This window comes from Bacillus sp. FSL H8-0516 (genome assembly GCF_038635285.1).
GTDB classification, from domain to species: domain Bacteria; phylum Bacillota; class Bacilli; order Bacillales; family Bacillaceae; genus Bacillus; species Bacillus safensis.
On sequence record NZ_CP152051.1, the window covers coordinates 2,830,902 to 2,855,642 of the forward strand.

The 24,741-nt window shown below is 40.9% G+C and carries 24 protein-coding genes; 17 read left to right on the top strand and 7 right to left on the bottom strand.

Going from position 1 to position 24,741, the window contains the following annotated elements:
• Window positions 1-122 precede the first annotated feature (122 nt).
• The 3 genes from MHB67_RS14470 (at window position 123) to MHB67_RS14480 (ending at window position 3,739) form a co-directional block, all read left to right on the top strand.
• Window positions 123-1,301, top strand: coding sequence for an MFS transporter (locus MHB67_RS14470; protein ID WP_220396324.1), 1,179 nt, complete (start codon window positions 123-125; stop codon window positions 1,299-1,301).
• Between the two features lie 107 nt (window positions 1,302-1,408).
• Window positions 1,409-3,310 carry a transglycosylase domain-containing protein gene (locus MHB67_RS14475; RefSeq protein WP_051170126.1) on the top strand — a complete coding sequence of 634 codons (1,902 nt, stop codon included), beginning with the start codon at window positions 1,409-1,411 and terminating at the stop codon, window positions 3,308-3,310.
• A gap of 18 nt (window positions 3,311-3,328) precedes the next feature.
• A complete protein-coding gene (locus MHB67_RS14480) occupies window positions 3,329-3,739 on the top strand; it encodes a thiol-disulfide oxidoreductase DCC family protein (protein ID WP_024423304.1) in 411 nt (136 codons plus the stop codon).
• Window positions 3,740-3,985: 246 nt separating this feature from the next.
• On the opposite strand, the gene MHB67_RS14485 is transcribed toward MHB67_RS14480, so the two are convergent.
• Window positions 3,986-4,543: a YufK family protein gene (locus MHB67_RS14485; protein WP_024423305.1), complete on the bottom strand. Its 558-nt coding sequence runs from the start codon at window positions 4,541-4,543 to the stop codon at window positions 3,986-3,988.
• Between the two features lie 185 nt (window positions 4,544-4,728).
• Between MHB67_RS14485 and malK the strand changes: the two genes are divergently transcribed.
• The 7 genes from malK to MHB67_RS14520 all read left to right on the top strand — a co-directional run bounded on the left by malK (window position 4,729) and on the right by MHB67_RS14520 (window position 13,712).
• A complete protein-coding gene (gene malK, locus MHB67_RS14490; protein WP_342492595.1) occupies window positions 4,729-6,327 on the top strand; it encodes a malate sensor histidine kinase MalK in 1,599 nt (532 codons plus the stop codon).
• Window positions 6,320-7,027, top strand: coding sequence for a response regulator (locus MHB67_RS14495; RefSeq protein WP_024425934.1), 708 nt, complete (start codon window positions 6,320-6,322; stop codon window positions 7,025-7,027). Before malK ends, MHB67_RS14495 begins: the two co-directional genes overlap by 8 nt.
• Before the next feature lie 394 nt (window positions 7,028-7,421).
• A complete protein-coding gene (locus MHB67_RS14500; RefSeq protein WP_024423308.1) occupies window positions 7,422-8,504 on the top strand; it encodes a BMP family protein in 1,083 nt (360 codons plus the stop codon).
• Window positions 8,505-8,663: 159 nt separating this feature from the next.
• Window positions 8,664-10,199 carry an ABC transporter ATP-binding protein gene (locus MHB67_RS14505; protein ID WP_133744633.1) on the top strand — a complete coding sequence of 512 codons (1,536 nt, stop codon included), beginning with the start codon at window positions 8,664-8,666 and terminating at the stop codon, window positions 10,197-10,199.
• Complete coding sequence (locus tag MHB67_RS14510) at window positions 10,192-11,238, top strand: ABC transporter permease (protein WP_025094189.1); 1,047 nt, start codon at window positions 10,192-10,194, stop codon at window positions 11,236-11,238. The genes MHB67_RS14505 and MHB67_RS14510 overlap by 8 nt, the downstream gene beginning before the upstream one ends.
• Window positions 11,239-12,198 (top strand): ABC transporter permease, encoded by a 960-nt coding sequence (locus MHB67_RS14515; RefSeq protein WP_024423311.1) that lies wholly within the window; start codon window positions 11,239-11,241, stop codon window positions 12,196-12,198.
• 176 nt (window positions 12,199-12,374) lie between these two features.
• Window positions 12,375-13,712: a 2-hydroxycarboxylate transporter family protein gene (locus tag MHB67_RS14520; RefSeq protein WP_206534354.1), complete on the top strand. Its 1,338-nt coding sequence runs from the start codon at window positions 12,375-12,377 to the stop codon at window positions 13,710-13,712.
• A 74-nt stretch (window positions 13,713-13,786) separates the two neighbouring features.
• Here the strand turns inward: MHB67_RS14520 and MHB67_RS14525 are convergent, their stop codons facing one another.
• Window positions 13,787-13,996 carry a hypothetical protein gene (locus MHB67_RS14525; RefSeq protein WP_024423313.1) on the bottom strand — a complete coding sequence of 70 codons (210 nt, stop codon included), beginning with the start codon at window positions 13,994-13,996 and terminating at the stop codon, window positions 13,787-13,789.
• Between the two features lie 219 nt (window positions 13,997-14,215).
• Here MHB67_RS14525 and MHB67_RS14530 point away from each other — a divergent pair, with 219 nt between their 5' ends.
• Genes MHB67_RS14530 through mnhG form a run of 7 tightly spaced genes read left to right on the top strand, consistent with a single transcriptional unit; the run spans window position 14,216 to window position 19,986 of the window.
• Complete coding sequence (locus MHB67_RS14530) at window positions 14,216-16,621, top strand: Na+/H+ antiporter subunit A (RefSeq protein ID WP_103131552.1); 2,406 nt, start codon at window positions 14,216-14,218, stop codon at window positions 16,619-16,621.
• Window positions 16,618-17,049, top strand: a complete 432-nt coding sequence (locus MHB67_RS14535; RefSeq protein WP_024423315.1) for a Na(+)/H(+) antiporter subunit B — start codon at window positions 16,618-16,620, stop codon at window positions 17,047-17,049. The genes MHB67_RS14530 and MHB67_RS14535 overlap by 4 nt, the downstream gene beginning before the upstream one ends.
• Window positions 17,049-17,390, top strand: a complete 342-nt coding sequence (locus MHB67_RS14540; protein ID WP_024423316.1) for a Na(+)/H(+) antiporter subunit C — start codon at window positions 17,049-17,051, stop codon at window positions 17,388-17,390. The genes MHB67_RS14535 and MHB67_RS14540 overlap by 1 nt, the downstream gene beginning before the upstream one ends.
• Window positions 17,383-18,861 carry a Na+/H+ antiporter subunit D gene (locus MHB67_RS14545; RefSeq protein ID WP_024423317.1) on the top strand — a complete coding sequence of 493 codons (1,479 nt, stop codon included), beginning with the start codon at window positions 17,383-17,385 and terminating at the stop codon, window positions 18,859-18,861. The genes MHB67_RS14540 and MHB67_RS14545 overlap by 8 nt, the downstream gene beginning before the upstream one ends.
• A 6-nt stretch (window positions 18,862-18,867) precedes the next feature.
• Window positions 18,868-19,347: a Na+/H+ antiporter subunit E gene (locus tag MHB67_RS14550; RefSeq protein WP_024423318.1), complete on the top strand. Its 480-nt coding sequence runs from the start codon at window positions 18,868-18,870 to the stop codon at window positions 19,345-19,347.
• Entirely contained in the window at window positions 19,347-19,628 is a 282-nt protein-coding gene (locus tag MHB67_RS14555; RefSeq protein WP_024423319.1) for a Na(+)/H(+) antiporter subunit F1, read from the top strand. The genes MHB67_RS14550 and MHB67_RS14555 overlap by 1 nt, the downstream gene beginning before the upstream one ends.
• Entirely contained in the window at window positions 19,612-19,986 is a 375-nt protein-coding gene (gene mnhG, locus MHB67_RS14560) for a monovalent cation/H(+) antiporter subunit G (RefSeq protein ID WP_024423320.1), read from the top strand. Before MHB67_RS14555 ends, mnhG begins: the two co-directional genes overlap by 17 nt.
• 91 nt (window positions 19,987-20,077) lie before the next feature.
• On the opposite strand, the gene MHB67_RS14565 is transcribed toward mnhG, so the two are convergent.
• The 5 genes from MHB67_RS14565 to MHB67_RS14585 all read right to left on the bottom strand — a co-directional run bounded on the left by MHB67_RS14565 (window position 20,078) and on the right by MHB67_RS14585 (window position 24,660).
• Entirely contained in the window at window positions 20,078-20,467 is a 390-nt protein-coding gene (locus MHB67_RS14565; protein ID WP_024423321.1) for a hotdog fold thioesterase, read from the bottom strand.
• Between the two features lie 23 nt (window positions 20,468-20,490).
• The gene (locus tag MHB67_RS14570) at window positions 20,491-21,132 is read right to left on the bottom strand and encodes a response regulator transcription factor (RefSeq protein WP_024423322.1); all 642 of its coding nucleotides are present in this window, start codon (window positions 21,130-21,132) and stop codon (window positions 20,491-20,493) included.
• Between the two features lie 80 nt (window positions 21,133-21,212).
• Entirely contained in the window at window positions 21,213-23,525 is a 2,313-nt protein-coding gene (locus MHB67_RS14575) for an ATP-binding protein (protein ID WP_257802484.1), read from the bottom strand.
• 53 nt (window positions 23,526-23,578) lie between these two features.
• Window positions 23,579-23,749: a competence pheromone ComX gene (comX, locus tag MHB67_RS14580; protein WP_073207246.1), complete on the bottom strand. Its 171-nt coding sequence runs from the start codon at window positions 23,747-23,749 to the stop codon at window positions 23,579-23,581.
• The gene (locus MHB67_RS14585; RefSeq protein WP_024423324.1) at window positions 23,746-24,660 is read right to left on the bottom strand and encodes a polyprenyl synthetase family protein; all 915 of its coding nucleotides are present in this window, start codon (window positions 24,658-24,660) and stop codon (window positions 23,746-23,748) included. The genes comX and MHB67_RS14585 overlap by 4 nt, the downstream gene beginning before the upstream one ends.
• Window positions 24,661-24,741: the final 81 nt, after the last annotated feature.

A 24,741-nucleotide genomic window follows, 5' to 3' on the forward strand; every position in this document is an offset into this window, starting at 1 on the left:
TCACTATGCCCAACCTATTCATCTGATGAAAGATCGTTTATTTTCCTTTATAATTATTAAGGAACACGAAATAAATAAAGAAGGTGATCTCTATCACAAACAGGAAGAAAAACTTGTACATCATGTGGTTTGTGAACTTTTTTGTATCTGCGAGCATTACAATGATCGTCCCTTTTTTATCACTTTACATAGAATCTCTTGATAGCAGCTATTCAAATGAATTTGTTCAAAGATGGAGCGGCTATGTCTTTGGGGTCACGTTTTTAACGGCCTTCCTGATCTCTCCGATTTGGGGGCGGATTGGCGACCGGCATGGCTATAAAAAGATTTTATTAATTAACGGAATTGGCATCGCCACAAGTATTCTACTAATGGGGCTTGTGCACACTGTGTATCAGCTATTCGCACTAAGGCTCTTCATGGGGCTTGTCACAGGCTTTATCTCGACTTCAATGGCACTGATTTCTGCACAGACCGAAAAGGCAACTGCCGGTAAAACCCTTGGAACGATGCAGATGAGTAATGTTGCCGGAGGATTGTTTGGTCCATTAATGGGTGGATTCATGGCAGACAGCGTCGGATTTATTTATACGTTTTTCCTGACAGCGGCTGTCATTTATGTGTCAGCTATTGTGATTATCTTCGGAGTGAAAGAACAGCCGATCCGGTCAAAAGAAGCAAAGCGTGTTTCTTACTCACGGAAGGATGTACTCTTTCACATTTTCAAACAGCCTTTGCTTGTCGTCACGATGCTTTTAACATTTATTACACAAGTAGGGAACTTTAGCATTCAGCCGCTTTTGGCTTTATACATTCATGATTTACATGGTCCTGTCAATCTCGCTTTTTATGCGGGGCTTGCTTTTTCTGCAACTGGACTTGGCAATTTGCTGTTTACGCGAAAATGGGGAGATCTCGGAGATCGAATTGGTCATGACAAGGTGCTGCTTGCCCTTCTCATCCTCTCCTCTATTTTATTCATCCCGCAAGCGATGGCGGATTCGTACGTCATGTTAGTCATTTTCCGTTTCCTATACGGGATGGCACTTGGCGGAATTATTCCGTGTACGACGGCGTATATCCGGATTAAAGCACCTGCTTCTATGCAAGGAGAAGTGCTCGGATACAATGTCAGCTTCCGCTTTCTTGGGAATGTCGTCGGTCCGGTAATCGGCGGCATTGTGGCGAGTCATTACGGGATTCCAGCTGTCTTTTATGTCACTGCCGGCATTTTTCTGTTTGGCGCGTTATTTTTATGGGCGGTCCGCTCACATGCGAAAACAAAGGAAAGGAGTGTCTGATCATCTTCAGATACTCTTTTTTCTTGCGGAAAAGCCTGATTCACTAGACTTCACGCCCTTTCTTTTCTAAAAATAACCTTCTCGTATCCGCAAAAGAATGGTACGATATGGCTAGAAAATTGAAGAAAGTGAGTGACCTCATGTTTCGTGCAATCATTGGTTGGTTATTACTTGCTGCCCTCATCCCATTATTTGCTCTGACTTTTTATCTATCAAAGGAAGAAGCTGCAAGTGTAAAGCCTGTTAACGAAGTGCTTGATCAAAAAATCAAGCTGGAAAAGATAGATTTTTCCCAAAACAGTTATATGTATGACCGGGATGGTTCTCTTATCTCCGAGATCGTCTCAAACGATGAGAACCGAGTGTTCGTGAAATACGATAACATTCCTGAACCTGTGAAGGAGCTGTTCCTTCGTTCAGAGGACCGCAACTTCTATGACCATAAGGGAATTGACTTTATGGGAGTTGTTCGTGCCCTTGCTGCAAATGTCAAAAACCATGGCATCAGCCAAGGAGCGAGTACGATCACACAGCAGCTGTCCCGCAACTTATATTTAAGCCATGAACGTTCGTTCAGCCGAAAGTTTACGGAGCTGCTCTATTCCTATGAACTTGAGCGAAAATTCTCGAAGGATGAAATTCTCGAAAGCTATTTAAATACGATTTATTTCAGTAATGGTGTTTACGGTGTCGGTTCTGCGGCTAATTACTATTTTGATAAGCCACTTAGTTCTTTAACACTTGCCCAAATGGCATTTATCTCTGCTATTCCAAACAACCCAACACTGTATGACCCATTAAAACAGTTCAAGCACACAAAGAAACGCCAAGAACGACTGCTTGGTATTTTGAAGAAAGATGGCGTCATCACCAAAAAACAATACAAAAAAGCCGTCAAAGAAAAAATCAGCCTTTCTTTAAGTGAAAAGAAAAACCTATACCCTGACTATGTGACATATGCCAATGAAGAGTTTACCGATCTTGTGTCTGATCAGGAGGGCTTTACAAAACGATTGAAGAAAGCCAAAACAGCTGAAGCGAAAAAGGCGATTCAAAAGGAATTATCTGAAAAGGTCAGTGCCCTGCTCCAGGATGGTGTGAAAATTTATACGGCGCTTGATCCTTCCTTACAGCAAAGAGCCGTCTATCAGCTCAATGCTCAATTGCCTTATCAAGGTGTGGAAGGCGGATCAGCCGTCATTAATCATGAAACGCATCAAATTGTTGCACTTGCTGGCGGGAAAAACTATAAGAAATTTGATTTTAACTACGCTTATCAAGCGCAAAGACAGCCTGGTTCTGCGATTAAGCCGCTTTTAGACTATGCGCCTTATATTGATCAAACCGGTGCAACGGCTTCAAGCACCATCAGTGCCGGCAAGTTTTGCAGCAGTGGATACTGTCCGCAGAACTATAATCATAAAACGTATGGAACAGTCACACTTGAAACAGCCTTTAAAAATTCTTACAATACCCCTGCGATCCGAATGCTGGATACAGTAGGTGTCAAAAAAGGCTTCAGCTATTTAGAGAAGTTCTCATTCCAGCATATCGTAGCGGATGATTACCGCCTTCCTTCTGCACTTGGCGGATTTACGAAAGGCTTCTCACCGCTAGAAATAACAGATGCATATACCGTCTTTGGCAACCAAGGAGCCTACACACAAAGTCATTCGATCACAAAAGTGACAGACTTAAACGGTAAGACCCTTTACAAGTGGAAAGAGTCGCCAAAGCAAGTATATTCTCAGCGAACAAATGAAACGATGCGTAAGCTGCTTACCTCTGTTGTGAAGAGTGGGACAGGGAAAAAAGCGAATTTCAACGCCCCTTACATCGGTGGTAAAACAGGGACATCCAATGACTACAAAGATATTTGGTTTGTGGGACTGACAGATCAGTACACAATGGGTGTCTGGGTTGGAAGAGATAGAGGAACGGTGGAATCGATTTATCATTCAAGCCCGCACTTACGTATTTGGAAAAATACGATGCAATACGCCAGATAAACAGGAGGTTTGATTGCGATGCATTCAACACATCCACCCCATTTAATCTTATTTGACGGTGTCTGCAACGTGTGCAGCGGCGCTGTTCAGTTTGTGATTAAGCGCGATCCGAATGAACGGATGATGTTCGCTTCCTTACAATCAGATACAGGGCAGCGTATTTTAAAGGAAAACGGTTTGCCTTTAGATGAGTTCAATTCATTTATTTATATTGAAAAAGGGACCCTTTATACGAAGTCGACAGGCATCTTAAAAGCCGCGCGGCATTTAAAAGGGATATACAGATGGAGCTTTTTACTCCTTGCCATACCTCGCCCAATCCGTGATTGGTTTTATCAGTTGATAGCAAAAAATCGCTACAAATGGTTTGGTCAAAAAACATCTTGTATGATGCCTACACCCGATATTCAAAAACGGTTTCTTTCATAAAAAAAGCATCCTCCATCATTGGAGGATGCTCAGATTGTTGAAAAAGAGCTAAAATGATCTTTATTTTAGCTCTTTTTCTTCTTTTCAGCGTGACCTGAAAACCTTTGCAGTCTAGGAAGGACGAGCACCGAAGCGGAGCAAATTTAACATTCGTGAGCATCGGCGCGCAGAACTGACAACGAATGCAAGGGTTTGTCTAAACGCTGAAAGCATCCTCCATTATTGGAGGATGCTTTCTTTGTCTGCTTATGAAGGCAGACTTGCCATCACACTGTTATAAAGCTTAATAAATAAATACAAAATACCGATCAAAAACGTCGCCCAAAACAGCAGAATAAACATCATAAATCCAATCAAATTCAGCATAGAAAGCGATTGATAAATGCGAACCACAACCCAGATAAAATAGACAAGACTTGCTAATGCAAAAAGTCCGACTAGCAGAATGAGCTGCTGCGTCAACAGAAAAGCTAGCAAGCTGGCAAATAAATAAACAACGGATGCAATCCGAATTTTCTTTAAGTTCTCCCCTTCAGGATCCTTAGCGAAAAAGAGTAACGCCAGCTCTAATACCGTATCTGCAATCAGTTTTAAGGCAGATAAGATCATAAAATAAACAAGTGCAAAAGCAGCAAAGAGAGCAAGACGAATGCCCTGTTCTGAGAAAAATTCCAGCATTCCTTTTAAAATGCCTGCTTGAGTCAAGAAATCAGTCGTGATACCTACTGTGAAAATCGAAAAAGCAGAGCTGAATAGTAAAATTGAAATCAGCGGAAAATATCCAGTCAAATATGTATTTTTCATAAATAGATCCTTTCTCATAAGCTCACATTTATTATGGCTCACTTAAAACGGATTGACAAGATGCTTTCAAAGTAAACTGACAGCAAAATCAAATTTATGATTTTGCACGTACATTCCTTCACAAACTTACATTTTCCCGTTAAAGTATTACTGTTACGAAAAAATCGTGCGTTAGGGGTATACTCGTGAAAAAAACTTTAAGACTGCAAACACGGCTGACGATCTTTGTGTGCATCGTTGTCCTGATCTCCCTTTGTATCACATTCTTTACGATATGGTCGGAAACAGCCAAGAACATCCATCAGCAGGAACGTGACATTGCTCTCTCTACTGCCAAAATGGTCGCAGAGGCACCGATTACAGCAAAATCATTAGAAGATCATTCATATTCCGCATTACGAAAATATACAACAAGTGTTCAGCAAATCACCAAAACCGAATTCGTTGTCGTCATGGATATGAACGGTATCCGCAAAACACACCCGAATCCGCAGAAAATTGGTAAGCGGTTTGCCGGCGGTGATGAAAAAGCAGCATTACAGGGAAAAGAACATATTAGTACGGCTTCTGGAACACTCGGCAGATCCATGCGTGCTTTTGTTCCTGTTTATGATCAAAATGGTAAGCAGCTCGGGGCTGTAGCCGTAGGAATTACGTTAAAGGAAATTGACTTGATTATTCATCAAAGCTTACTTCCACTCTACTTCGTCACATCACTCAGCCTTCTATCTGGCATCATCGGAGCACTCATTGTGGCAAGAAAAGTGAAGAAGATTATGTTTGGACTTGAGCCGGATGAGATCGCCACATTGTTAAAAGAACGAAGTGCCATGCTAGAATCAACAAAAGAAGGAATTTTGGCCGTCGATCAGCACGGTAAAATCAAACTGGCTAATGCAGAGGCCAAACGGCTCTTTCATAATATGGGCATTATGGTTGATCCTAGAGAACAAGATGTGCAAACTCTCCTCCCTTCAAGCGGCTTAAAACAGGTCATTGAAACACGCAAGCCGCTGCTTGATCGTGACGTGAGAATGAATGGACTGGAGCTCGTCTTTAATGAAGTGCCAATTACGGTAAAAGGTGAAATTGTCGGAGCCATCGCCACCTTCCGTGACAAAACAGAAGTGAAACATCTGGCTGAGCAGCTTAGCGGGGTCAAAATGTATGCGAATGCGCTCCGTGCCCAGTCCCATGAATTTATGAACAAGCTGCATGTCATTTTAGGTTTGGTCCAGCTCAAAAACTACGATGATCTTGGCACCTACATCAAAGATATTGCAATTTATCAGCAAACGGAAACAAATGAAATCATCAACCATGTGAAAAACTCTGTTTTAGCAGGATTTTTACTAGGAAAACAAAGCTATATCAGGGAACAAGGCGCTGCCTTAGAGGTTATTTGCAGCACACAAGTGCCAAATACGGAGGACCCGGCAGTGACGCATGATCTCATTACCGTGATTGGCAACTTGTTAAATAACGCACTCGATGCTGTTTCACATACTGACACGAAAAACATCTCGATCTCCTTCAGATACGTCCATGAGCAGCTTCACATTGAAATCACGGACACAGGTGTTGGTCTAACGAAAGAAGAACAAGACATCATGTTTGATCAAGGCTTTTCAACTAAAGGAGAAGACCGAGGATTCGGACTCTACTTCGTTGACCAAAGCATCAAGAAATTGAACGGACATATGATTGTCACGAGTGAAAAAGGAGAAGGAACGACCTTTAGTCTCCGCATTCCGTATAAACAAAAGGAGGATTCACATGATTAATGTGTTAATAGTAGAAGATGATCCAATGGTTGGGGAGCTGAACAAACGCTACCTGACCCAAATCGACGGCTTTGAGTTAAAGGGGATTGCCACCTCGTTTCAGCAGGCACTTGAAATGTTAAAAACAGAAGTCATTCACCTCGTACTGCTCGATATTTATATGCCTGGACAAAATGGACTGGCACTACTAACAGAAATTCGCCAGCAGAATCATGCCGTTGATGTCATTGTCATTTCGGCTGCAAATGAAGTCGATGTTGTACAGCAAACGATGCGAAACGGAGCAGTTGATTATTTAATTAAGCCGTTTGAGTTCGAACGATTCCAATCAGCACTTGCAGAGTATAAACGGAAACACGCCCTGTATCAATCCATGAACAGCATTTCGCAAAATGATTTAGATGCGAAGCTTTTTCATAAAAAAGCAGAGGCGGAAAAAGTCCTCTTGCCAAAAGGACTGACCAAAAGCACACTTAAACTCATCTGGACAAGCATTCAATCATTTGGCCAGCAGGCTTTCACAACCGAAGACCTAGCCAATCATACAGAAATCTCTCAAGTCTCCATTAGAAAATACTTGAAATTCCTTGAGGATATCGAAGTGGTGGATGTTGAAATGGCATATGGGACAATAGGACGTCCTGTTTTCCAATATAAACTGAACACGAGCAATATGAATTTGATTCAGCAATATCTTTAAAATACTACATCTGACCTTTCACAAAGGCCAGATGTTTTTTTATGGCATACGATGTAACAAACCCCTTGATATCAGTGGTTCTGCTGTAGCGGAGCACATCACAAAAGCGGCATTATATCATATTTCAGCAGATAAAAAGACATCAAATAAAGCCATTTAACATTTTTTTAAAAATAAAACAAATTTCTATTTATTTATTCGATCGGAAATGATAAATTATGATTGATTAGTTCAACGAGATATAAGTCTGATGTCTTACATCTTCTCTCCTGCCCTCCATAAGCTTCATGAGAAAGCAGGATAAAATACCCTCTTCAGGAGGGTGAGAAGAGATAGATCGGTCTTTTTTCGCGAGACTTTTCTGAAACTTTTAAATTTTATAGGGGGTTATGTTTTGAAGAAGCGCAAAATTGGACTAGCATTGTCCTTAGTCGTAGCAGCAGGAACCATCCTTGGAGCATGCGGCAACTCTGGCTCAAACAGCGGTGAAAGCAAAAAAGATAAAGATCAATTCACTGTTGCAATGGTAACTGATGTCGGTGGTGTCGATGACAAATCGTTTAACCAATCAGCTTGGGAAGGTTTACAAGCATTTGGGAAAGACAACAATCTAAAAAAAGGTAAAAACGGCTTTGATTACTTACAATCTAAATCAGATGCTGACTATACAACAAACTTAAATACACTTGCTCGTGAGAAATTCGACCTGATTTACGGAATTGGTTTCTTAATGGAAGATGCAATTTCTGAAATTGCGGATCAACGTAAGAAAAACCACTTTGCGATCGTTGATGCAGTCGTGAAAAAAGACAACGTAGCCAGCATTGTATTTAACGAAAACGAAGGATCATTCCTTGTGGGTGTTGCGGCTGCTCTTTCTACAAAATCAAACAAAATTGGATTCGTCGGCGGCGTTGATTCTGAATTAGTCAGAAAATTCGAAGTTGGCTTCCGCGCAGGTGTTGAAGCAGCTAACCCGAAAGCAAAAGTTGAAGTGAAATATGCCGGTGCATTCGATAAGGCTGACATCGGGAAAGCAACAGCTGAAAGCATGTACAAATCTGGCGTCGACATCATCTATCATGCTGCTGGCGGCACTGGAACTGGTGTCTTCACAGAAGCGAAAAACCTGAAAAAAGCGGATCCTAACCGTAAAGTTTGGGTTATCGGTGTAGATAAAGACCAGTATGACGAAGGAAAAGTACCTGGAACAAAACAAAGTGTCACCCTTACTTCTATGGTTAAGAAAGTAGACACAGCGGTACAAGACTTAACAACGAAAGCAAAAGATGGTAAGTTCCCTGGCGGCGAAGTGATCACATACGGTCTGAAAGAAGGCGCTCTTGACATTTCTCCATCTAAGGAAAACCTTGATAAAGATGTATTAAAGAAAGTTGAAGAATGGAAACAAAAAATCATCAAGGGTGAAGTGAAAATCCCTGCAACACGTGATGAACTAAAAGATTTTAAAGCTTAATTTGAGCAGCGGGATAAGCGCGCCTTATCCCCTTGCCTCTCCTTTACCTCCTCTTTATTCGTAAAAGGTGGTAAAAGAAAAGCTGCAGCCTCGTTTTGCAGCTTTTCTTTTGCTAGTTTTTATCTTCATCAGCACCCTAAAAAAGGAGCGGTTAAACCTGTGGATTATGTCATTGAAATGTTGAATATACGCAAAGAATTCCCTGGCATTGTAGCAAACGACAACATTACGCTGCAGCTAAAAAAGGGCGAAATTCATGCGCTGCTTGGTGAAAACGGCGCTGGAAAATCAACGCTCATGAACGTGCTTTTCGGACTGTACCAGCCTGAAAAAGGTGAAATCAAGGTACACGGAAAACCTGTGACCATCTCTAGTCCAAATGATGCTAGTGATTTAGGCATCGGAATGGTGCATCAGCACTTTATGCTTGTCGATACCTTCACTGTCGCTGAAAACATCATTTTAGGTAAAGAGCCCAAGAAGTTTGGAAAGATTGACAAAGAACAAGCCATACAGCAAGTACAAGAGCTTTCTGACCGCTATGGTTTGAAAATAGATCCTGCCGCAAAAGTATCTGACATCTCTGTCGGCATGCAGCAGCGTGCAGAAATCTTAAAAACACTTTACCGCGGCGCTGACATTTTGATCTTCGACGAACCAACGGCCGTTTTAACACCTCAAGAAATCAAAGAACTCATACAAATTATGAAAAACTTAATCAATGAAGGCAAATCCATTATTTTAATCACCCATAAGCTGAAAGAAATTATGGATGCCTGTCATCGCGTGACCATTATCCGAAAAGGCCAAGGCATTCGTACACTTGATGTGGAAAGCACAAATAAAGACGAACTTGCAAGCCTCATGGTTGGCCGTGAAGTGTCATTTAAAACAGACAAAAAAGCTGCTTCTCCTGCTGAGGAGGTTCTTCAAATTCAAGACCTCACAGTAAAAGACGCCAGAGGAATTGAAGCGGTCCAACAGTTGAACCTCTCAGTGAAGGCTGGCGAAATTGTCGGAATTGCTGGGGTAGATGGCAATGGCCAGTCTGAATTAATTGAAGCCATTACCGGTCTAAAAAAATCAGAATCTGGCACAATCATGCTAAACGGGAAAGCCATTCAAAATCTCCCGCCTCGCAAAGTGACCGAATCTGGGATTGGACATATTCCTCAGGATCGTCATAAACATGGACTTGTACTCGATTTTTCAATTGGAGAAAACATTTCCTTACAATCGTATTATCAGCGTCCTTATTCAAAATTCGGCTTATTGAATATGAAAAATATTTATCAAAAAGCAAAACGAATCATTGCGGAATATGACGTCAGAACACCGAGTGAATATACAGAAGCGCGCGCGCTGTCAGGCGGTAACCAGCAAAAAGCCATTATCGGCCGTGAAGTTGACCGCAATCCTGATTTATTAATTGCCGCTCAGCCGACACGAGGACTTGATGTTGGTGCGATTGAATTTGTTCATAAACGTCTAATCGAGCAAAGAGACGCAGGCAAAGCTGTTTTGCTCATCTCCTTTGAGCTTGATGAAATTATCAATGTCAGTGATAAGATCGCTGTTATTTTCGAAGGCAGCATTGTCGCCATTGTTGATCCAAAAGAAACAACAGAGCAAGAGCTTGGTCTATTAATGGCTGGAAGTACGCAACAGGAAGTGGGGAAAGAAGCAAATGTCTAATCGCTTAACAAATCTGCTGATTCCGCTTATAGCCATTGTACTTGGTCTTTTGGTTGGGGCCATTATTATGCTGGCAAGCGGTTATAGTGTCATCGAAGGCTATAGCGCCCTTTGGAATGGCGTTTTCGGTGAAACCTATTATATGGGAGAAACCATCAGGCAAGTGACACCTTATATATTATCAGGTCTTGCTGTTGCCTTTGCATTTCGGACAGGCCTGTTTAATATCGGTGTAGAAGGTCAAATGCTTGTTGGCTGGGTAGCTGCTGTATGGATTGGAACAACTGTCCATGCACCTATGTATATTCATCTGCCGCTTGCACTCATCACCGCTGCTGCTGCAGGTGCTTTATGGGGCTTTATTCCTGGTTTTTTAAAAGCTCGTTTTTATGTGCATGAGGTCATCGTTACTATCATGATGAACTACATTGCCCTTCATGTCACAAACTATTTAATCTCAAATGTCTTAACAGATAATAAAGATAAAACAGATAAAATCGATGCCACTGCCTCGCTCCGCTCTGGATTTTTTGAGCAGATCACTGATTTTTCCCGAATGCATAACGGTATTTTTGTTGCCATTATTGCTGCGGTCGTGATGTGGATCATTATTCAAAAAACGTCTAAAGGGTTTGAATTACGAGCAGTTGGAATGAACCAGCAGGCATCACAGTATGCTGGCATGAACGTTCGCCGCAATATCATTTATGCGATGCTTATTTCAGGTGCTTTTGCAGGTCTTGCAGGCGCTATGGAAGGTCTTGGTACATTTGAATATGCCTCTATTAAAGGCTCATTTACAGGCGTAGGTTTTGATGGAATTGCCGTCGCTTTATTAGGTGGAAATACGGCTGTTGGTGTTGTCCTTGCTGCATTATTGCTTGGTGGATTGAAGGTCGGTGCATTAAATATGCCGCTTGAATCAGGCGTACCGACTGAGGTTGTTGATATTGTCATTGCGATCATCATTCTTTTCGTCGCCTCAAGCTATATTATCCGTCTTGTGATTCAACAAATGAAGAAAAAGGGGGGAAAATAAGTGGGATTTCTGCAAATACTTGAAATCATCGTCCCAGCTACACTTGTTTATGCTGCACCACTTATTTTAACCGCTCTTGGAGGCGTCTTTTCAGAAAGATCAGGTGTTGTCAATATCGGTCTTGAAGGGTTGATGGTCGTCGGAGCATTTTCCAGTATTATCTTTAACTTATTTTTTGCTGATACGTTTGGAGCCTTGACCCCGTGGCTTGGGCTTCTCGTCGGAATGGCCGTTGGCGGATTGTTCTCACTGATTCATGCAGTGGCGACCATTACCTTCCGAGCTGATCAAACGGTCAGTGGTGTGGCGATTAACATGCTGGCACTTGGCGCTACATTGTTTGTCGTCAAACTGATTTATGGGAAAGCACAAACTGATAAAATTACAGAGCCTTTCTATAAAGGAGATATCCCCCTTTTAAGTGACATTCCGATCATTGGTGATATTTTCTTTAAAGATGTTTATTATACGTCTATACTCGCCTTAGCTCTTGCGGTTGTTGCTTGGTTTGTTTTATTTAAAATGCCGTTTGGTCTTCGTCTTCGTGCAGTCGGAGAGCATCCAATGGCAGCTGATACAATGGGTATCAAAGTGTATCGGATGCGTTACATCGCTGTTTTCATTAGTGGACTGTTTGGCGGTCTTGGCGGAGCTGTTTATGCCTCAACGATCGCGCTAGATTTCTCACATGCCACCATTACTGGACAAGGCTTCATCGCACTAGCTGCGCTTGTATTTGGTAAATGGCATCCATTTGGCGCAATGGGCGCTGCTTTATTCTTTGGATTTGCTCAAAGTTTAAGCATCATTGGCTCTCTCCTGCCGCTGTTCCAAGATATACCGAATGTGTATATGCTCATAGCACCATATGTGCTCACCATTTTAGCACTTACTGGCTTCATCGGACGTGCCGATGCACCGAAAGCACTTGGTACGCCTTATCTAAAAGGAAAACGATAAATACGATGTATGATCAATCCCCTGAAGGACAAACTACCTTCAGGGGATTTTTGTATGATAAAAAACTCAAAAACTCCTGTTTATTTTACTTTTATTACACTTATTTTAGTTTAATAAATAGATGAGTGTCACAGAATCTTCTACAATTGAGACAAATAGCATTTGGGGGTGTTTATGTGGCTAATGCACAACAATTGAAATCGATTACAGACGATTCTGACAATAATAAAAGCGTTTTCCGTAAGATCATGTCTTGGAAAATTGGTGTTATTGATCTACCTGTGTATTTAGTACTTGCAGCGATTATTTTAACTGCCGCTTATTTTAATAAAATTCCAGCAAATATGCTTGGTGGTTTCGCTGTTATTATGATTTTGGGGATTTTCCTTGGAGATGTAGGACAACGTATTCCAATCTTAAAAGATATTGGTGGACCGGCGATTCTTTCTTTATTCGTACCATCGTTCCTGGTCTTTTTTAATGTTCTGAATCCGAACTCATTGGAAGCGGTTACGTCTCTTATGAAAACGTCGAACTTCCTTTACTTCTATATCTCTGCTCTTGTAGTAGGTAGTATTCTTGGGATGCAGCGAACTATTTTAGTACAAGGCCTTATTCGTATGTTTGTTCCTCTCGTTGCAGGTACAATTGCAGCTGTGAGTGCTGGTATCCTTGTTGGCCTTTTAGTTGGTTACACACCGCATCATTCATTCTTCTTTATTATTGTACCGATTATTGCCGGTGGTGTTGGAGAAGGGATTTTGCCATTATCTATCGCTTATTCACAAATTCTTGATGTATCAGCAGAGTCATTAATTTCTCAATTAATTCCTGCGGCTGTCATTGGGAACGTCATTGCCATTATCTGTGCTGGCGCATTGAAGAAGCTTGGTGAAAAACGTCCTGAACTAAACGGAAATGGCCGTCTTGTGAAATCTAAAGAAGCAAACGAAATTTTCGAGCAGCCAGATTTGGATGCAAAAGTTGATTTCGGGTTAATGGGTGCTGGTGTACTTGTTGCTTGTACAACCTTCATCTTTGGTGGTTTGTTAGAAAGCTTTGTTCATATTCCAGGTCCAATCTTAATGATTGTTCTTGCCGCTTTAATCAAATACTTAAACGTGATGCCTCAACATCTTCAAAACGGCTCACAACAGTTCTACAAGTTTGTATCAAAAAGCTTTACATGGCCGCTGATGGTTGGTCTTGGTATTCTATACATTCCACTTGATGATGTAGCAACTGTCATCTCGATTCCATTCGTATGCGTATGTATCGCTGTTGTACTCGCAATGGTTGGTTCTGGTTACTTCGTTGGAAAACTAATGAACATGTATCCAGTAGAATCTGCTATTGTCACTGGCTGTCACAGCGGACTTGGCGGTACTGGTGACGTTGCAATTCTTTCAGCTTCTGGAAGAATGGGTCTTATGCCTTTCGCACAAGTATCTACACGACTTGGCGGAGCAGCAACTGTTATCTGTGCAACGATCTTACTCAGAGTGTTTAGTTAAACTACCACACATAAAAAGCATGGGCTCTCACATGGGCCCATGCTTTTTTTATATTTCTTTTCTCCTATAGGATCTTATTCATCAGCTAATACAATTCGTAAATATTCCCTGGGCTGAAAAGGATACAGCTTGGTTTCTTGATAGCTCATGTGAAGAAGATGCTCAGAAAACAGCGGCCATTCACTCCCGGCCTGCCACCTTTTTTGATCATTTCGGTCAATCAAGAATGCTCCTCCTAAAATCGTGCAGAATAGGCTTAAGCTGATGGCGATCTTTCGTTTCATTTGATCAGCTCCTTTAAGAAAAGCATGTACGAAAAACAAAACAATATACAATGAGTATCATTTTTGATAAAATTATTTTTGTGGTCAAAAGAACCTAAAACAAATACAGTTTGCTTGAAATCGTTTCAAACCAATGCACTATGGCTGTATTTACGCTATAATTTTAATTACCAGTTCTTTAGAACGTGAATTTATATTGATCAAAGGAGGTTCATTTTCTTGCAGCTTATTCACTTCGCCATCCTATCACCTTTTTTACTCGCTTTTGTTGTACCTTTCCTTTACAAATATGTGAGGCGTATACATACAGGATGGTTTGTTCTCATCTTGCCGATTCTTTTATTTACCTATTTCATCCAAATGTTACACATCACTTCGAATGGACGAACGCTTTTCTCACAGGCTGAATGGATTCCATCTTTAGGGATGAATTTCACTGTGTATGTCGATGGTCTCAGCCTGTTATTTGCTTTATTAATTACAGGTATCGGCTCACTAGTGGTGCTGTACAGTATTTTCTACTTATCAAAGGAAAAAGAACAGCTTGGCTCTTTCTACACGTATTTGCTCATGTTTATGACCGCGATGCTGGGTGTCGTTCTTTCTGACAACATGGTGGTTTTATACTTGTTTTGGGAGTTAACAAGTATCTCTTCCTTCCTCTTAATTGGGTATTGGTATAAGCGGGAGCGCTCTAGATATGGAGCAACGAAATCACTGCTTATTACTGTTTTTGGCGGATTAGCTATGCTTGGTGGCTTCATCCTCATTTACCTGATTACTGATTCATTCAGTATTCGTGAAGCAGTCAATCAGCTTCAGCTCATTATGGCATCACCTTACTTTATCCCTGCCATGATCCTAATCTTACTAGGTGCCTTTACGAAATCAGCGCAGTTCCCATTCTATATCTGGCTGCCTGATGCAATGGAAGCACCGACCCCTGTGAGCAGTTATCTGCATTCTGCTACGATGGTGAAAGCCGGTATTTATCTTGTTGCGCGCTTCAGTCCAATCTTTGCTATATCAGAGGTATGGTTCTGGACCATTTCCATCGTTGGGCTTGTCACATTATTCTGGGGATCATTCCACGCCGTCCGGCAAAACGATTTGAAAGCCATTCTGGCCTATTCGACAGTGAGCCAGCTCGGCATGATTATGCTCATGCTTGGCGTCGGTGCAGCTGCAATTCATGAAAACAATCCTGCCTTTTTTGGTGCAGCCGTTCTTGCAGCTATTTTTCACCTCATTAACCATGCTACGTTTAAAGGCAGTCTCTTTATGGCAGCTGGTATTATCGATCATGAAACAGGGACTCGTGACATTCGGAAATTAGGCGGATTAATGACGATCATGCCGATTACCTTCACAATTACGTTAATCGGTACATTTTCAATGGCCGGATTACCGCCATTTAACGGTTTCTTAAGTAAAGAGCTATTTTTCACAAGTATGATACGGATTTCTGATATCAGCTTTACAGACGTTTCAACATGGGGTGCCATCTTCCCAGCACTCGCTTGGCTCGCTAGTGTCTTTACGTTCATTTATAGTATGATGCTCCTCTTTAAAACGTTTAGAGGCCGTCTGAATATAGACCAATTGGAGAAAAAACCGCATGAAGCACCGATCGGCATGCTCATTCCGCCCATCATTCTAGCTGCACTTGTGGTCACCTTCTTCTTTTTCCCTAATATTCTTGCCTATTCTGTCATTGAACCTGCGATTGCGGCGATCATTCCTGAAGCGATTGAAACAGGAAGCCGTTTTTCTGTGAAAATTGAAGCATGGCATGGCTTCCAGCCAGAGCTCTATATGACAATAGGTGTTGTTGTACTCGGCACAATCGGCTACTTGACGCTTTCAAAATGGCGTCCAATGTACAACATCTTTAAGGAAAAGTGGTCATTTAACGCTTTATACGACCGCTCTCTTATCGGTTTAGAAAAAGGTTCATACCGCCTGACAAACAGTTATATGACTGGTTTTCTTCGTGACTATCTTGTCTATGTGTTTGGGTTCATGATTATCGTCATTGGCGGCGTGATGTTTTATCAGCAGGCCTTTTCATTTCAAACTGATCAGGCTGCCTCAATTGGCACGTATGAGGTGATTCTTTCACTTGTGATGGTGGCGGCGACGATTGCCACAGTATTCGCAAGTTCACGATTAACAGCTATTATTGCACTAGGTGTCATGGGCTACACGCTGTCATTATTCTTCGTGATTTTCAGAGCACCTGACCTTGCGCTAACGCAGCTGATTATTGAAACGATTTCTGTCGCACTGTTTTTGCTTTGCTTCTATCATTTGCCAAAGCTGAGCTTAAAGCAAAAAACAAGAAGATTCAAAATGACCAATTTCATCATTTCATTAGGCGTTGGGGTTGTTGTCACTTGTCTAGCTTTCGCTTCCACAAGTCAGCAGTCACTTGACACCATCTCAACTTACTTTATTGAAAACAGCTACAAACTTGCTGGCGGTGACAATATTGTCAATGTCATTCTTGTAGATTTCAGGGGCTTTGATACCCTTTTTGAAATTACCGTGCTCGCCATTGCGGCACTTGGTATTTATGGGTTATTAAAAACCCAAGCAAAACGGAAGAGAGGTGTGCGGCGATGAGAAAGATTGATACGAATGATATGCTTTTGCAAGTCACAACAAAAATCACAGCATTCATCATCTTGCTTTTCTCCCTTCACCTATTTCTTGCGGGGCATAACAATCCTGGCGGCGGATTCATTGGCGGGCTGATGAGTGCTGCGGCTGTCGTTCTTCTGCTTTTAGCCTATGATCTGAAGACAGTAAGACGCATTTTGCCATTTGATTTTATTTATGTAACTGGAGCCGGTTTGCTTGTTGCAATCCTAACCGGTATGGGATCCTTTCTATTCGGTGCACCTTTTCTATCCCATGCATTTGATTATTTCCAATTACCGTTTTTAGGGAAAACAGAACTGGCGACAGCCGTCCTGTTTGATATCGGTGTATATTTGGTTGTTGTCGGTGTCACCATGACCATTATTCAAATGATTGGAGAGAAGGAATAATGGAATTTCTAATGTCTATTATCGTCGGAATTATTTTTATGGCGGCGACCTATTTGATGCTGTCAAAGAGCCTTCTGCGGGTCATCGTCGGTACTGCTGTTTTGAGCCACGGCGTCCACTTGCTTCTTTTAACAATGGGCGGTTTAAAAAAAGGAGCGCCTCCAGTGCTAAAAGAGGGGCTCACATCCTATGTGGATCCATTGCCACAAGCATTAATTTTAACAGCCATTGTCATTGCTTTTGGTGTGACATCCTTATTACTTGTCATGGCCTTCCGTGCCTTCCAAGAGCTGCGAACAGATGACATGGATCAAATGAGAGGAAATGATCAGCATGAATAATCTCGTGATCCTGCCTATATTAATTCCATTACTAGCTGCTACACTATTGATCTTTATGAATAAAAACATCATGCTGTCAAGAGTCTTTAGTGTCTTGGCATCTCTTTCAGCCATTATATGTAATGCATATTTGGTTCAAACGATTTTCACAAATGGGATACAAACCCTTTATTTGGGCGGCTGGAAAGCGCCATTTGGGATTGCCCTTGTGGCCGATCAATTTGCTGCACTCCTTGTGCTGACCGCTTCCGTTGTCGGGCTTGTGACAGTCCTCTTCTCCTTTCAAACGATTGGGGAAGAAAGAGAGCGGCTCTTCTATTATTCTGGCGTACAGTTTTTGTTAGCTGGCGTGAGCGGAGCCTTTTTAACGGGAGATATTTTCAACCTGTTTGTATTCTTTGAGTTACTGCTGATGGCATCTTATATGCTTATTGTATTAGGCGGATCAAAGCCTCAGCTTCGTGAATCACTCAAATATATTGTGTTTAATATCATCTCGTCGGCCTTATTTATTGTCGGAGTCGCCTGTTTATATGCAGTGACGGGTACGCTCAATATGGCTGATTTAAGTGTGAAAATAGCTGAATCAGGACAAACAGGGCTAATCACTGTTATTTCCATCCTGTTCCTCATTGTATTCGGCTTAAAAGCTGGGATTTTCCCGCTTTATTTCTGGCTGCCAGGATCGTATCACGCGCCTCCAGCAGCGATTTCAGCTCTATTTGGGGCTTTGCTCACTAAGGTTGGCTTATATGCGATCGCAAGAGTCTTTACATTAATTTTTATACACGATACAGGCTTCACCCATACACTCATGGCGTGGCTTGCCGCACTGACGGTGATATTCGGTGTGATAGGCTCGATCGCCTATTCTGATGTGCAAAAGATCGTGATTTATAACATTGTCACAGCTGTTGGGGTCATTTTGTTTGGATTTGCAGCCAACACACCTGCATCACTCCAAGGTGCCATTTATTATCTCATTCACGACATGGTGATCAAAGGGGCTTTATTTATGCTGGCAGGTGCCCTCTTTGTGTATGCTGGTACAAATCAACTGAAAAAAATGGGCGGACTGATTCAATCCCAGCCTCTATTAGGATGGATGTTTTTCATATCGGCTTTATCGCTTGCAGGAATTCCGCCGCTGAGTGGCTTTGTTGGAAAACTAAAAATTGTGGAAGGTGGATTTTCTGCTGGATACATGACGTTTTCTATCCTGGTCTTACTGTCCAGTCTCCTTGTCCTCTACTCTATTATGAAGATTTTCATGTCCGCATTTTGGGGCGAGGAACAGGATATGCGAAGAAGAAAGCCGTCAATTAAAGGAATGGTGTATCCTGGCGTACTGCTTGTTGTCTTATCGCTTGCCATTGGGTTAGGGACAGAGTTCATTGCCCCTTATATCAATCAAGCAGCAGAAATGCTCTCTACACCAGAAAAATATATTCAAGCTGTGCTGAAGGAGTAGATGAACATGGCCTTTCAAATATTACTAAACGCACTCCTCGCCTTTACATGGATGTTTATGAATGATACATACAGAGCCGCAGACTTTGTATCAGGTTTTGCATTAGGGATGATCGCCATTTTTATGCTGCGTCGATTTTTCCCGCAGCGTTTTTACGGCTATGCCCTTTATGCAATTTTCAAGCTGATCATCATTTTCATTCGCGAGCTGCTTCTTGCCAATTTAAGTGTATTAAAGACTGTATTATCTCCAAAGCTCAAGATTAAGCCCGGTATTTTCGCCTTTCGTACGGACTTGAAAACAGATTGGGAAATCACCATACTGTCAAATATGATTACATTGACACCAGGTACATTAGTAATTGATATTTCCGATGATCGGTCCATTTTATACATTCATGCGATGGATATTGAAGATGCTGAAAAAGCCATTCACGATATCCGGGTTTCATTTGAAAAAGCGATTCAGGAGGTGAGCGGTAAGTAATGGAACTCATTTTGCAAATGTCACTTGGCATTCTTGCACTGTCTACCTTGCTTTTTGTGGTACGAGTGATCAAAGGCCCCTCTATTCCTGATCGTGTGAGTGCGCTTGATGCGATAGGAATCAATTTAATTGGGATGACAGCCATCGTTTCAATTTTACTGAAAACGACTGCATTCTTTGAAATTATTTTACTGCTCGGCATCCTTGCCTTTATCGGTACTGTCGCTTTTTCCAAATTCCTTGAGAAAGGGGAAGTGATTGAAAATGATCGTCATCGCTAAAGCCATCGTGATTTTCTTTATCCTGCTAGGCGCTATCCTTTGTTTGATTTCAGCCATTGGTGTCCTTCGCCTGCCGGATGTTTACACACGTATGCATGCTGCATCAAAAGCATCGACCCTTGGCGTTGTTCTGATTTTAGTAGGTGTGTTTTTTCACGAATGGTTTCTTGCAGGCGTTATTTCTGCAAAAATCCTTCTCGGCATCGTATTTATCTTCCTGACAGCACCAGTCGGCGCACACTTAATCGGAAGAGCCGCCTACAATACTGGTGTTAAGCTCGACAAACGCAGTGTCCAAGATGATTATGGCGGTTTCCGTAACTTTGTGATTAAGCGAAAAGAAGATTCTTATTTATAAGCAGCGAAAAAAATGGCCTGACATGTTAGGCCATTCTTTTTTTACCTCTCAACAGCATACAAAAAAAGCTTCCGCTGCACCGGGAGCTTTTTTATATGCGATCAATGACAGCAAGTGTGCATCTTGACGTACAGATGTGCCGGTCTCGATCATCTTTTATATCGATTTGAAATACCATTGTACGCCGTCCTACATGTACAGGAACAGCTGTCGCTGTCACAACTCCATCGCGTACAGATTTTAAATGATTGGCATTGATTTCAATACCTGAGCAAACTTGCTGCGTTAAGTCTAAATGAGCCGCAGCCCCCATGCTCGCCACTGTTTCTGCTAGAGCAGCAGATGCTCCTCCGTGCAGCAGTCCAAATGGCTGTTTTGTTCTGTGATCGACTGGCATTGTTGCAACGCATCGTGATTTATTGCACTCTACAATTTCAATGCCTAGTGCCTCAAGCAGTGTATTTGATCCGCTCACATCCATTAAGGCCCTCTCCCTTCACACGTTTACAGCACACTTTCAGACTTGGCAATTAACACCGCTTCTGTACGAGATCCAACATTCAGCTTATTAAAGATGGATGTCAAACTGTACTCAATTGACCGTTTGCTCAAATGAAGCACATCGGCAATCTCCTGGTTCGTGTATCCTTTTTCCACTTCTCTAAGGATCAAACACTCCCGTTCGGTTAAGAGATCGTGATCAGTCTGCTGCGCCTGTTCTGGCTTTTCTTGCTGCTGTGAAATTAATTTCTTTAAATAGGACAGCTGAATGACAACTTCCCCTTGCAATGTCCGGTGTATGTATTCAATAATTTTGTCTTTCGTCTCTGTTTTGCTAATTGCACCGTGTAATCCAGCCCGAATAGCCTCTTCAAAATAATCATCTACTTCATACCCTGTATAAATGATAATTTTCACTTGATGGTTGGTTTCTAAAATTTGTTTCGCAATGTCCATTCCATTGATATCCCCGAGATTTAAATCCATTAAAATCACATCATAGATGGAAAAGTCATGCGTCTTTAAAAAGGCGGCTTCTGCATCAGGACTTAAACAATCGACTGATAGCTGCTGGTCTGATTCTAATATGCTTTTTGTCCCTTCCATGACAGCCGGATGATCATCAATGACCAATATCTTCTTCATGTCTTCCTCCCTTTAAATCACTCACTTCCATTTTATATAAAAGACTTGGCTGATGCCAAGTCTTAATCCTTAATAAATCGTTACAATTCCATTTCAATTTTCACCTTAAGCCCTTTTTCCGGGGCTGTGTGAATTTGAAGCTTTCCATTTAACGCTTTGACTCGTTCTCTAATTCCCGATAGCCCCATGCTCATTGTGTGCTGATCAAGATGACTGGCATCAAAACCGACTCCATCATCCTCATAGTGAAGAACAACCTGATCTTTAATACAAATCAGCATCACTAACACTTGAGTGGCTTTTGAGTGCTTCAGGGCGTTGGATAACAGCTCCTGAACAATTCGGTAAATATTCAGCTGTGAATCAATATCAATGTCCAATTCTTTATCAAAGCGTGTCGTATTCAGCCTAATATGAAACGGCGCTTCCTCCTGAATTTGAGAAGTCAGCTTCGATATCGCCTTTACTAAACCTAAATCATACAGCAGCTGCGGGCGAAGCTCATGACACGTTTCTCTCGTCGTTTGAATCACTTTGGACATTTGATCATTCCATGAGATAAGCGAATTTTCAATAGATGTCGGGCATTGGTTGTTTTGGAAATTCGTTAAAAACATCTCCGACTGCCTTTTTAGTGATATCAAGTCCTGCAGCACGGAATCATGAAGATCTCTCGCTAAATCTGAACGCTGCTTTTCTTCCATAGCAAACATGATTTTCTTCAGCCAGGCAGGATTGGCCTCACGCTGTTTCAAATCATCAAGATGCTCCATCAATTCTTCGATTTTGACGACATTTTCTAAACTGACACTTGTATAAAAGGCTAATGTTTTTAGCCAAGAAATCTCATCACGCGTTAATTTCGGTGTCTGTATATTGGATAAGCAGCAAATGATAAACGAGTGACCGCCCCGTTCGCCAATTTTCATCATAAACCCTTTATCAAGCTCAATAATTTTCCCGACTTCACCTAAAATATCTTGAAATTGATCCACGTATTCTTTCCATAGCTGACTATCATTTGTCGATTCATCAATTTCAATAATTTGTCCGTCAGCTTTCACCTCAAGCACAAAGGCTTTATTCACAACAAGCACTTCTAAAATGGTGTATTTCAAATGATACAGCACTTGATGAAGTGAGGACGCCTCACGAATGAGCTGCGTGAATTTAAACACACTGTCCTGGTAATTATGCTTCTCTGAAAAACGCTTCAGACGAAAACGGAAATCTAGAATTTCTTTGAAATAGAAAACAGCCAACATGAGTGTATAGGTGATTAATGCGAGCTTCAATGTGTACTTCAAATCTTCTGGTTTTTGCAGAATGTAAAACGTGACAACAACAAAAACGGTCGGTGTAATGGCAAGAAACCCATAGTATTTCAGTCTGCTTATCAAAAAATCCATATTGTAAAGCTTGTTCGTCATAAATTGATACACGAGTGAAAAAGGAATGAGCAAGACAAAAGAAGTTAAGAAAAAGGGATCTACCACATAAATACGAAACAAAACATATGGAATTGCAAATAAAAAGATAAATGGACAAAATGCTATGATATTTATCATGACAAAAAACTTTAAAACAGACCCCTGCTCTGTCTCTTTATATTTCCGCATTCCATTGATAATCACTTTGAATGACATGATAATAGAAGCGAAAAAGAATAAAAGATTTAAACTTGGCATGTATCTGGCTATCGCCGAATCAATCGGAACAAATAACTCTATTACTAGATTAATTATAGGAAGACTATATAAAAAGCGAATTGTTTTTTGAGTCGTTATATGCAGGTCAAACTCTTTGAAATATTGATAAATGAAATGAATATAAAAGACAAATACACTTGATAAACAAAATACGATCACATAATGGCTAAATCTCTCACCAATACCTGAAGTACCTGCACTAAGATATCCGATACAAATTGTTAATAAAAATACAACTAAAAGAAATGCTGATTTTCGTTGGGCCTCTTTGTTAATTCGAATGATAAAGAAGATACAAAATAAACAAATTGAATACAGGATGAGAGGAATTATATAGACAAATAAACTTTCTTGACCAATCAATGTCTTATTTTTTAGGGTGATCATTTGGTTGCCTCTTTGAATATCAATTCTTTGCACATTCCTAAGCTCACCATTGATCAAATGATCTTTGTTGTTAGCAGGTTCCCCATTGATTTTAAGTATAATATCTCCTTCTTCTAATCCTGATGTGTAGGCTAAAGAAAGATACTCAACTTTGACAACTTCTGCTTGACCGTTCTTGTTCTCCGCTACACGTGCTCCATTAAAAATATCAAATACATAAATATATGAAACATAGATCACAAATAAAAAAGACAGAAAAACTAAAAAAGCAGATAGTTTCGTATAAGTTATCTTCATGTAAAAAACATCCTTAACTGGAGAACTTTTAAAACATTTTTAAATGAATAGTATCATTTATAGTACCATATATAATCTGCAGACATTTGCCCTTTTTTAATCCCCTGAATGATTGCTTGCATGGTTTGCTCATCTGTGTGAATTAAACTTGCATTCCCTAAGTCCAATTCATTCACAACACCAGGATTTTTCACTAAATATGCAATAACATTTTGAATGTTCAATCATTGCCCTCCTTTGTCATAAATGCACATAATTGTTCCTTCTTCTTCCCCGGTAAATCAAGTTGTTCAATTCCTTGCTTCATTTTTAACAGCATAATCTCTCTCATCGATACCATGTACTGAGTCAAACCAGCTTCAAGTAACTTCTGCTTCAGTTGAAACGGCTTTTGCTCTGACTCATCCAGCCGCTTAGAAAAAAAGGAAAGAAGCTCTTGACTGGCATCGTTAAAACGTCTTTGTAAATAACTGAATGCCAGCGTTTGTTTTTTTTGAAAATCTCCGTTTGATTTTGAAAATAACGCAAAAAAATCGTTACTGATCTGTTCAGCAACACCATAATATATCGAATAAGATTCCACAGTGGCGTTTATTTTTCCTGTCGCTAAATAAACACCCAATACGCTAGAAATAGCTGTTAAAGATCCTGATTTTTTCTTTAAAACCTCTACACACTCTTCTTCTGTTCCATGCAAATGACGCAAATCCTCGTGCTGCCCTTCCATTGACATTTTAATGAAATGGAACAGTTTCTCTAATAGTTGAGAATTATTTTCACATATTGATGTGATGAATTGGATACTCACCGTATACAAATACGTAGAAGCATTGATGGCCACTCCTTGATCGACGTTCATCCAAGGATACGAATCATTGTCTTGATCTTCAATATCATCTAATATATCGGCAGATAAAATGAGAAGTTCAATCCCTGCTGCCAGTTTTGTAATCGCTTGCTTGTCTTGTCCGCCAAATGCCTCATAATGCTGGTAAGCCAATTGACCAAGAGGAAATTCTTTTTTTCTATCTGTAAATTCAAGAAGCAGCTTTTGTAAATCATTCTGCCTGACTGCATGTTGAATAAAATCAGACATATTCTGCTTGATTTTTGTATTCTCTAGATAGTTTAGCATACTCGATCTTGTACCTCACCCTTTCGTCTTTTATTTTACTAAAAAGACATGAGCAAATGTCCACTGACATCACTATTTAAC

Excerpts from the sequence above, each read along its gene's own strand:
- MHB67_RS14510 (WP_025094189.1), top strand. The coding sequence starts at position 10,192 with ATGTCTAATCGCTTAACAAATCTGCTGATTCCGCTTATAGCCATTGTA.
- MHB67_RS14540 (WP_024423316.1), top strand. The coding sequence starts at position 17,049 with ATGGAATTTCTAATGTCTATTATCGTCGGAATTATTTTTATGGCGGCG.
- MHB67_RS14485 (WP_024423305.1), bottom strand. The coding sequence starts at position 4,543 with ATGAAAAATACATATTTGACTGGATATTTTCCGCTGATTTCAATTTTA.
- MHB67_RS14555 (WP_024423319.1), top strand. The coding sequence starts at position 19,347 with ATGGAACTCATTTTGCAAATGTCACTTGGCATTCTTGCACTGTCTACC.
- MHB67_RS14535 (WP_024423315.1), top strand. The coding sequence starts at position 16,618 with ATGAGAAAGATTGATACGAATGATATGCTTTTGCAAGTCACAACAAAA.
- MHB67_RS14545 (WP_024423317.1), top strand. The coding sequence starts at position 17,383 with ATGAATAATCTCGTGATCCTGCCTATATTAATTCCATTACTAGCTGCT.
- MHB67_RS14585 (WP_024423324.1), bottom strand. The coding sequence starts at position 24,660 with ATGCTAAACTATCTAGAGAATACAAAAATCAAGCAGAATATGTCTGAT.
- MHB67_RS14575 (WP_257802484.1), bottom strand. The coding sequence starts at position 23,525 with ATGAAGATAACTTATACGAAACTATCTGCTTTTTTAGTTTTTCTGTCT.
- MHB67_RS14480 (WP_024423304.1), top strand. The coding sequence starts at position 3,329 with ATGCATTCAACACATCCACCCCATTTAATCTTATTTGACGGTGTCTGC.
- MHB67_RS14565 (WP_024423321.1), bottom strand. The coding sequence starts at position 20,467 with ATGGATGTGAGCGGATCAAATACACTGCTTGAGGCACTAGGCATTGAA.
- MHB67_RS14550 (WP_024423318.1), top strand. The coding sequence starts at position 18,868 with ATGGCCTTTCAAATATTACTAAACGCACTCCTCGCCTTTACATGGATG.
- MHB67_RS14475 (WP_051170126.1), top strand. The coding sequence starts at position 1,409 with ATGGCTAGAAAATTGAAGAAAGTGAGTGACCTCATGTTTCGTGCAATC.
- MHB67_RS14525 (WP_024423313.1), bottom strand. The coding sequence starts at position 13,996 with ATGAAACGAAAGATCGCCATCAGCTTAAGCCTATTCTGCACGATTTTA.
- mnhG (WP_024423320.1), top strand. The coding sequence starts at position 19,612 with ATGATCGTCATCGCTAAAGCCATCGTGATTTTCTTTATCCTGCTAGGC.
- MHB67_RS14470 (WP_220396324.1), top strand. The coding sequence starts at position 123 with ATGTGGTTTGTGAACTTTTTTGTATCTGCGAGCATTACAATGATCGTC.
- MHB67_RS14570 (WP_024423322.1), bottom strand. The coding sequence starts at position 21,132 with ATGAAGAAGATATTGGTCATTGATGATCATCCGGCTGTCATGGAAGGG.
- MHB67_RS14495 (WP_024425934.1), top strand. The coding sequence starts at position 6,320 with ATGATTAATGTGTTAATAGTAGAAGATGATCCAATGGTTGGGGAGCTG.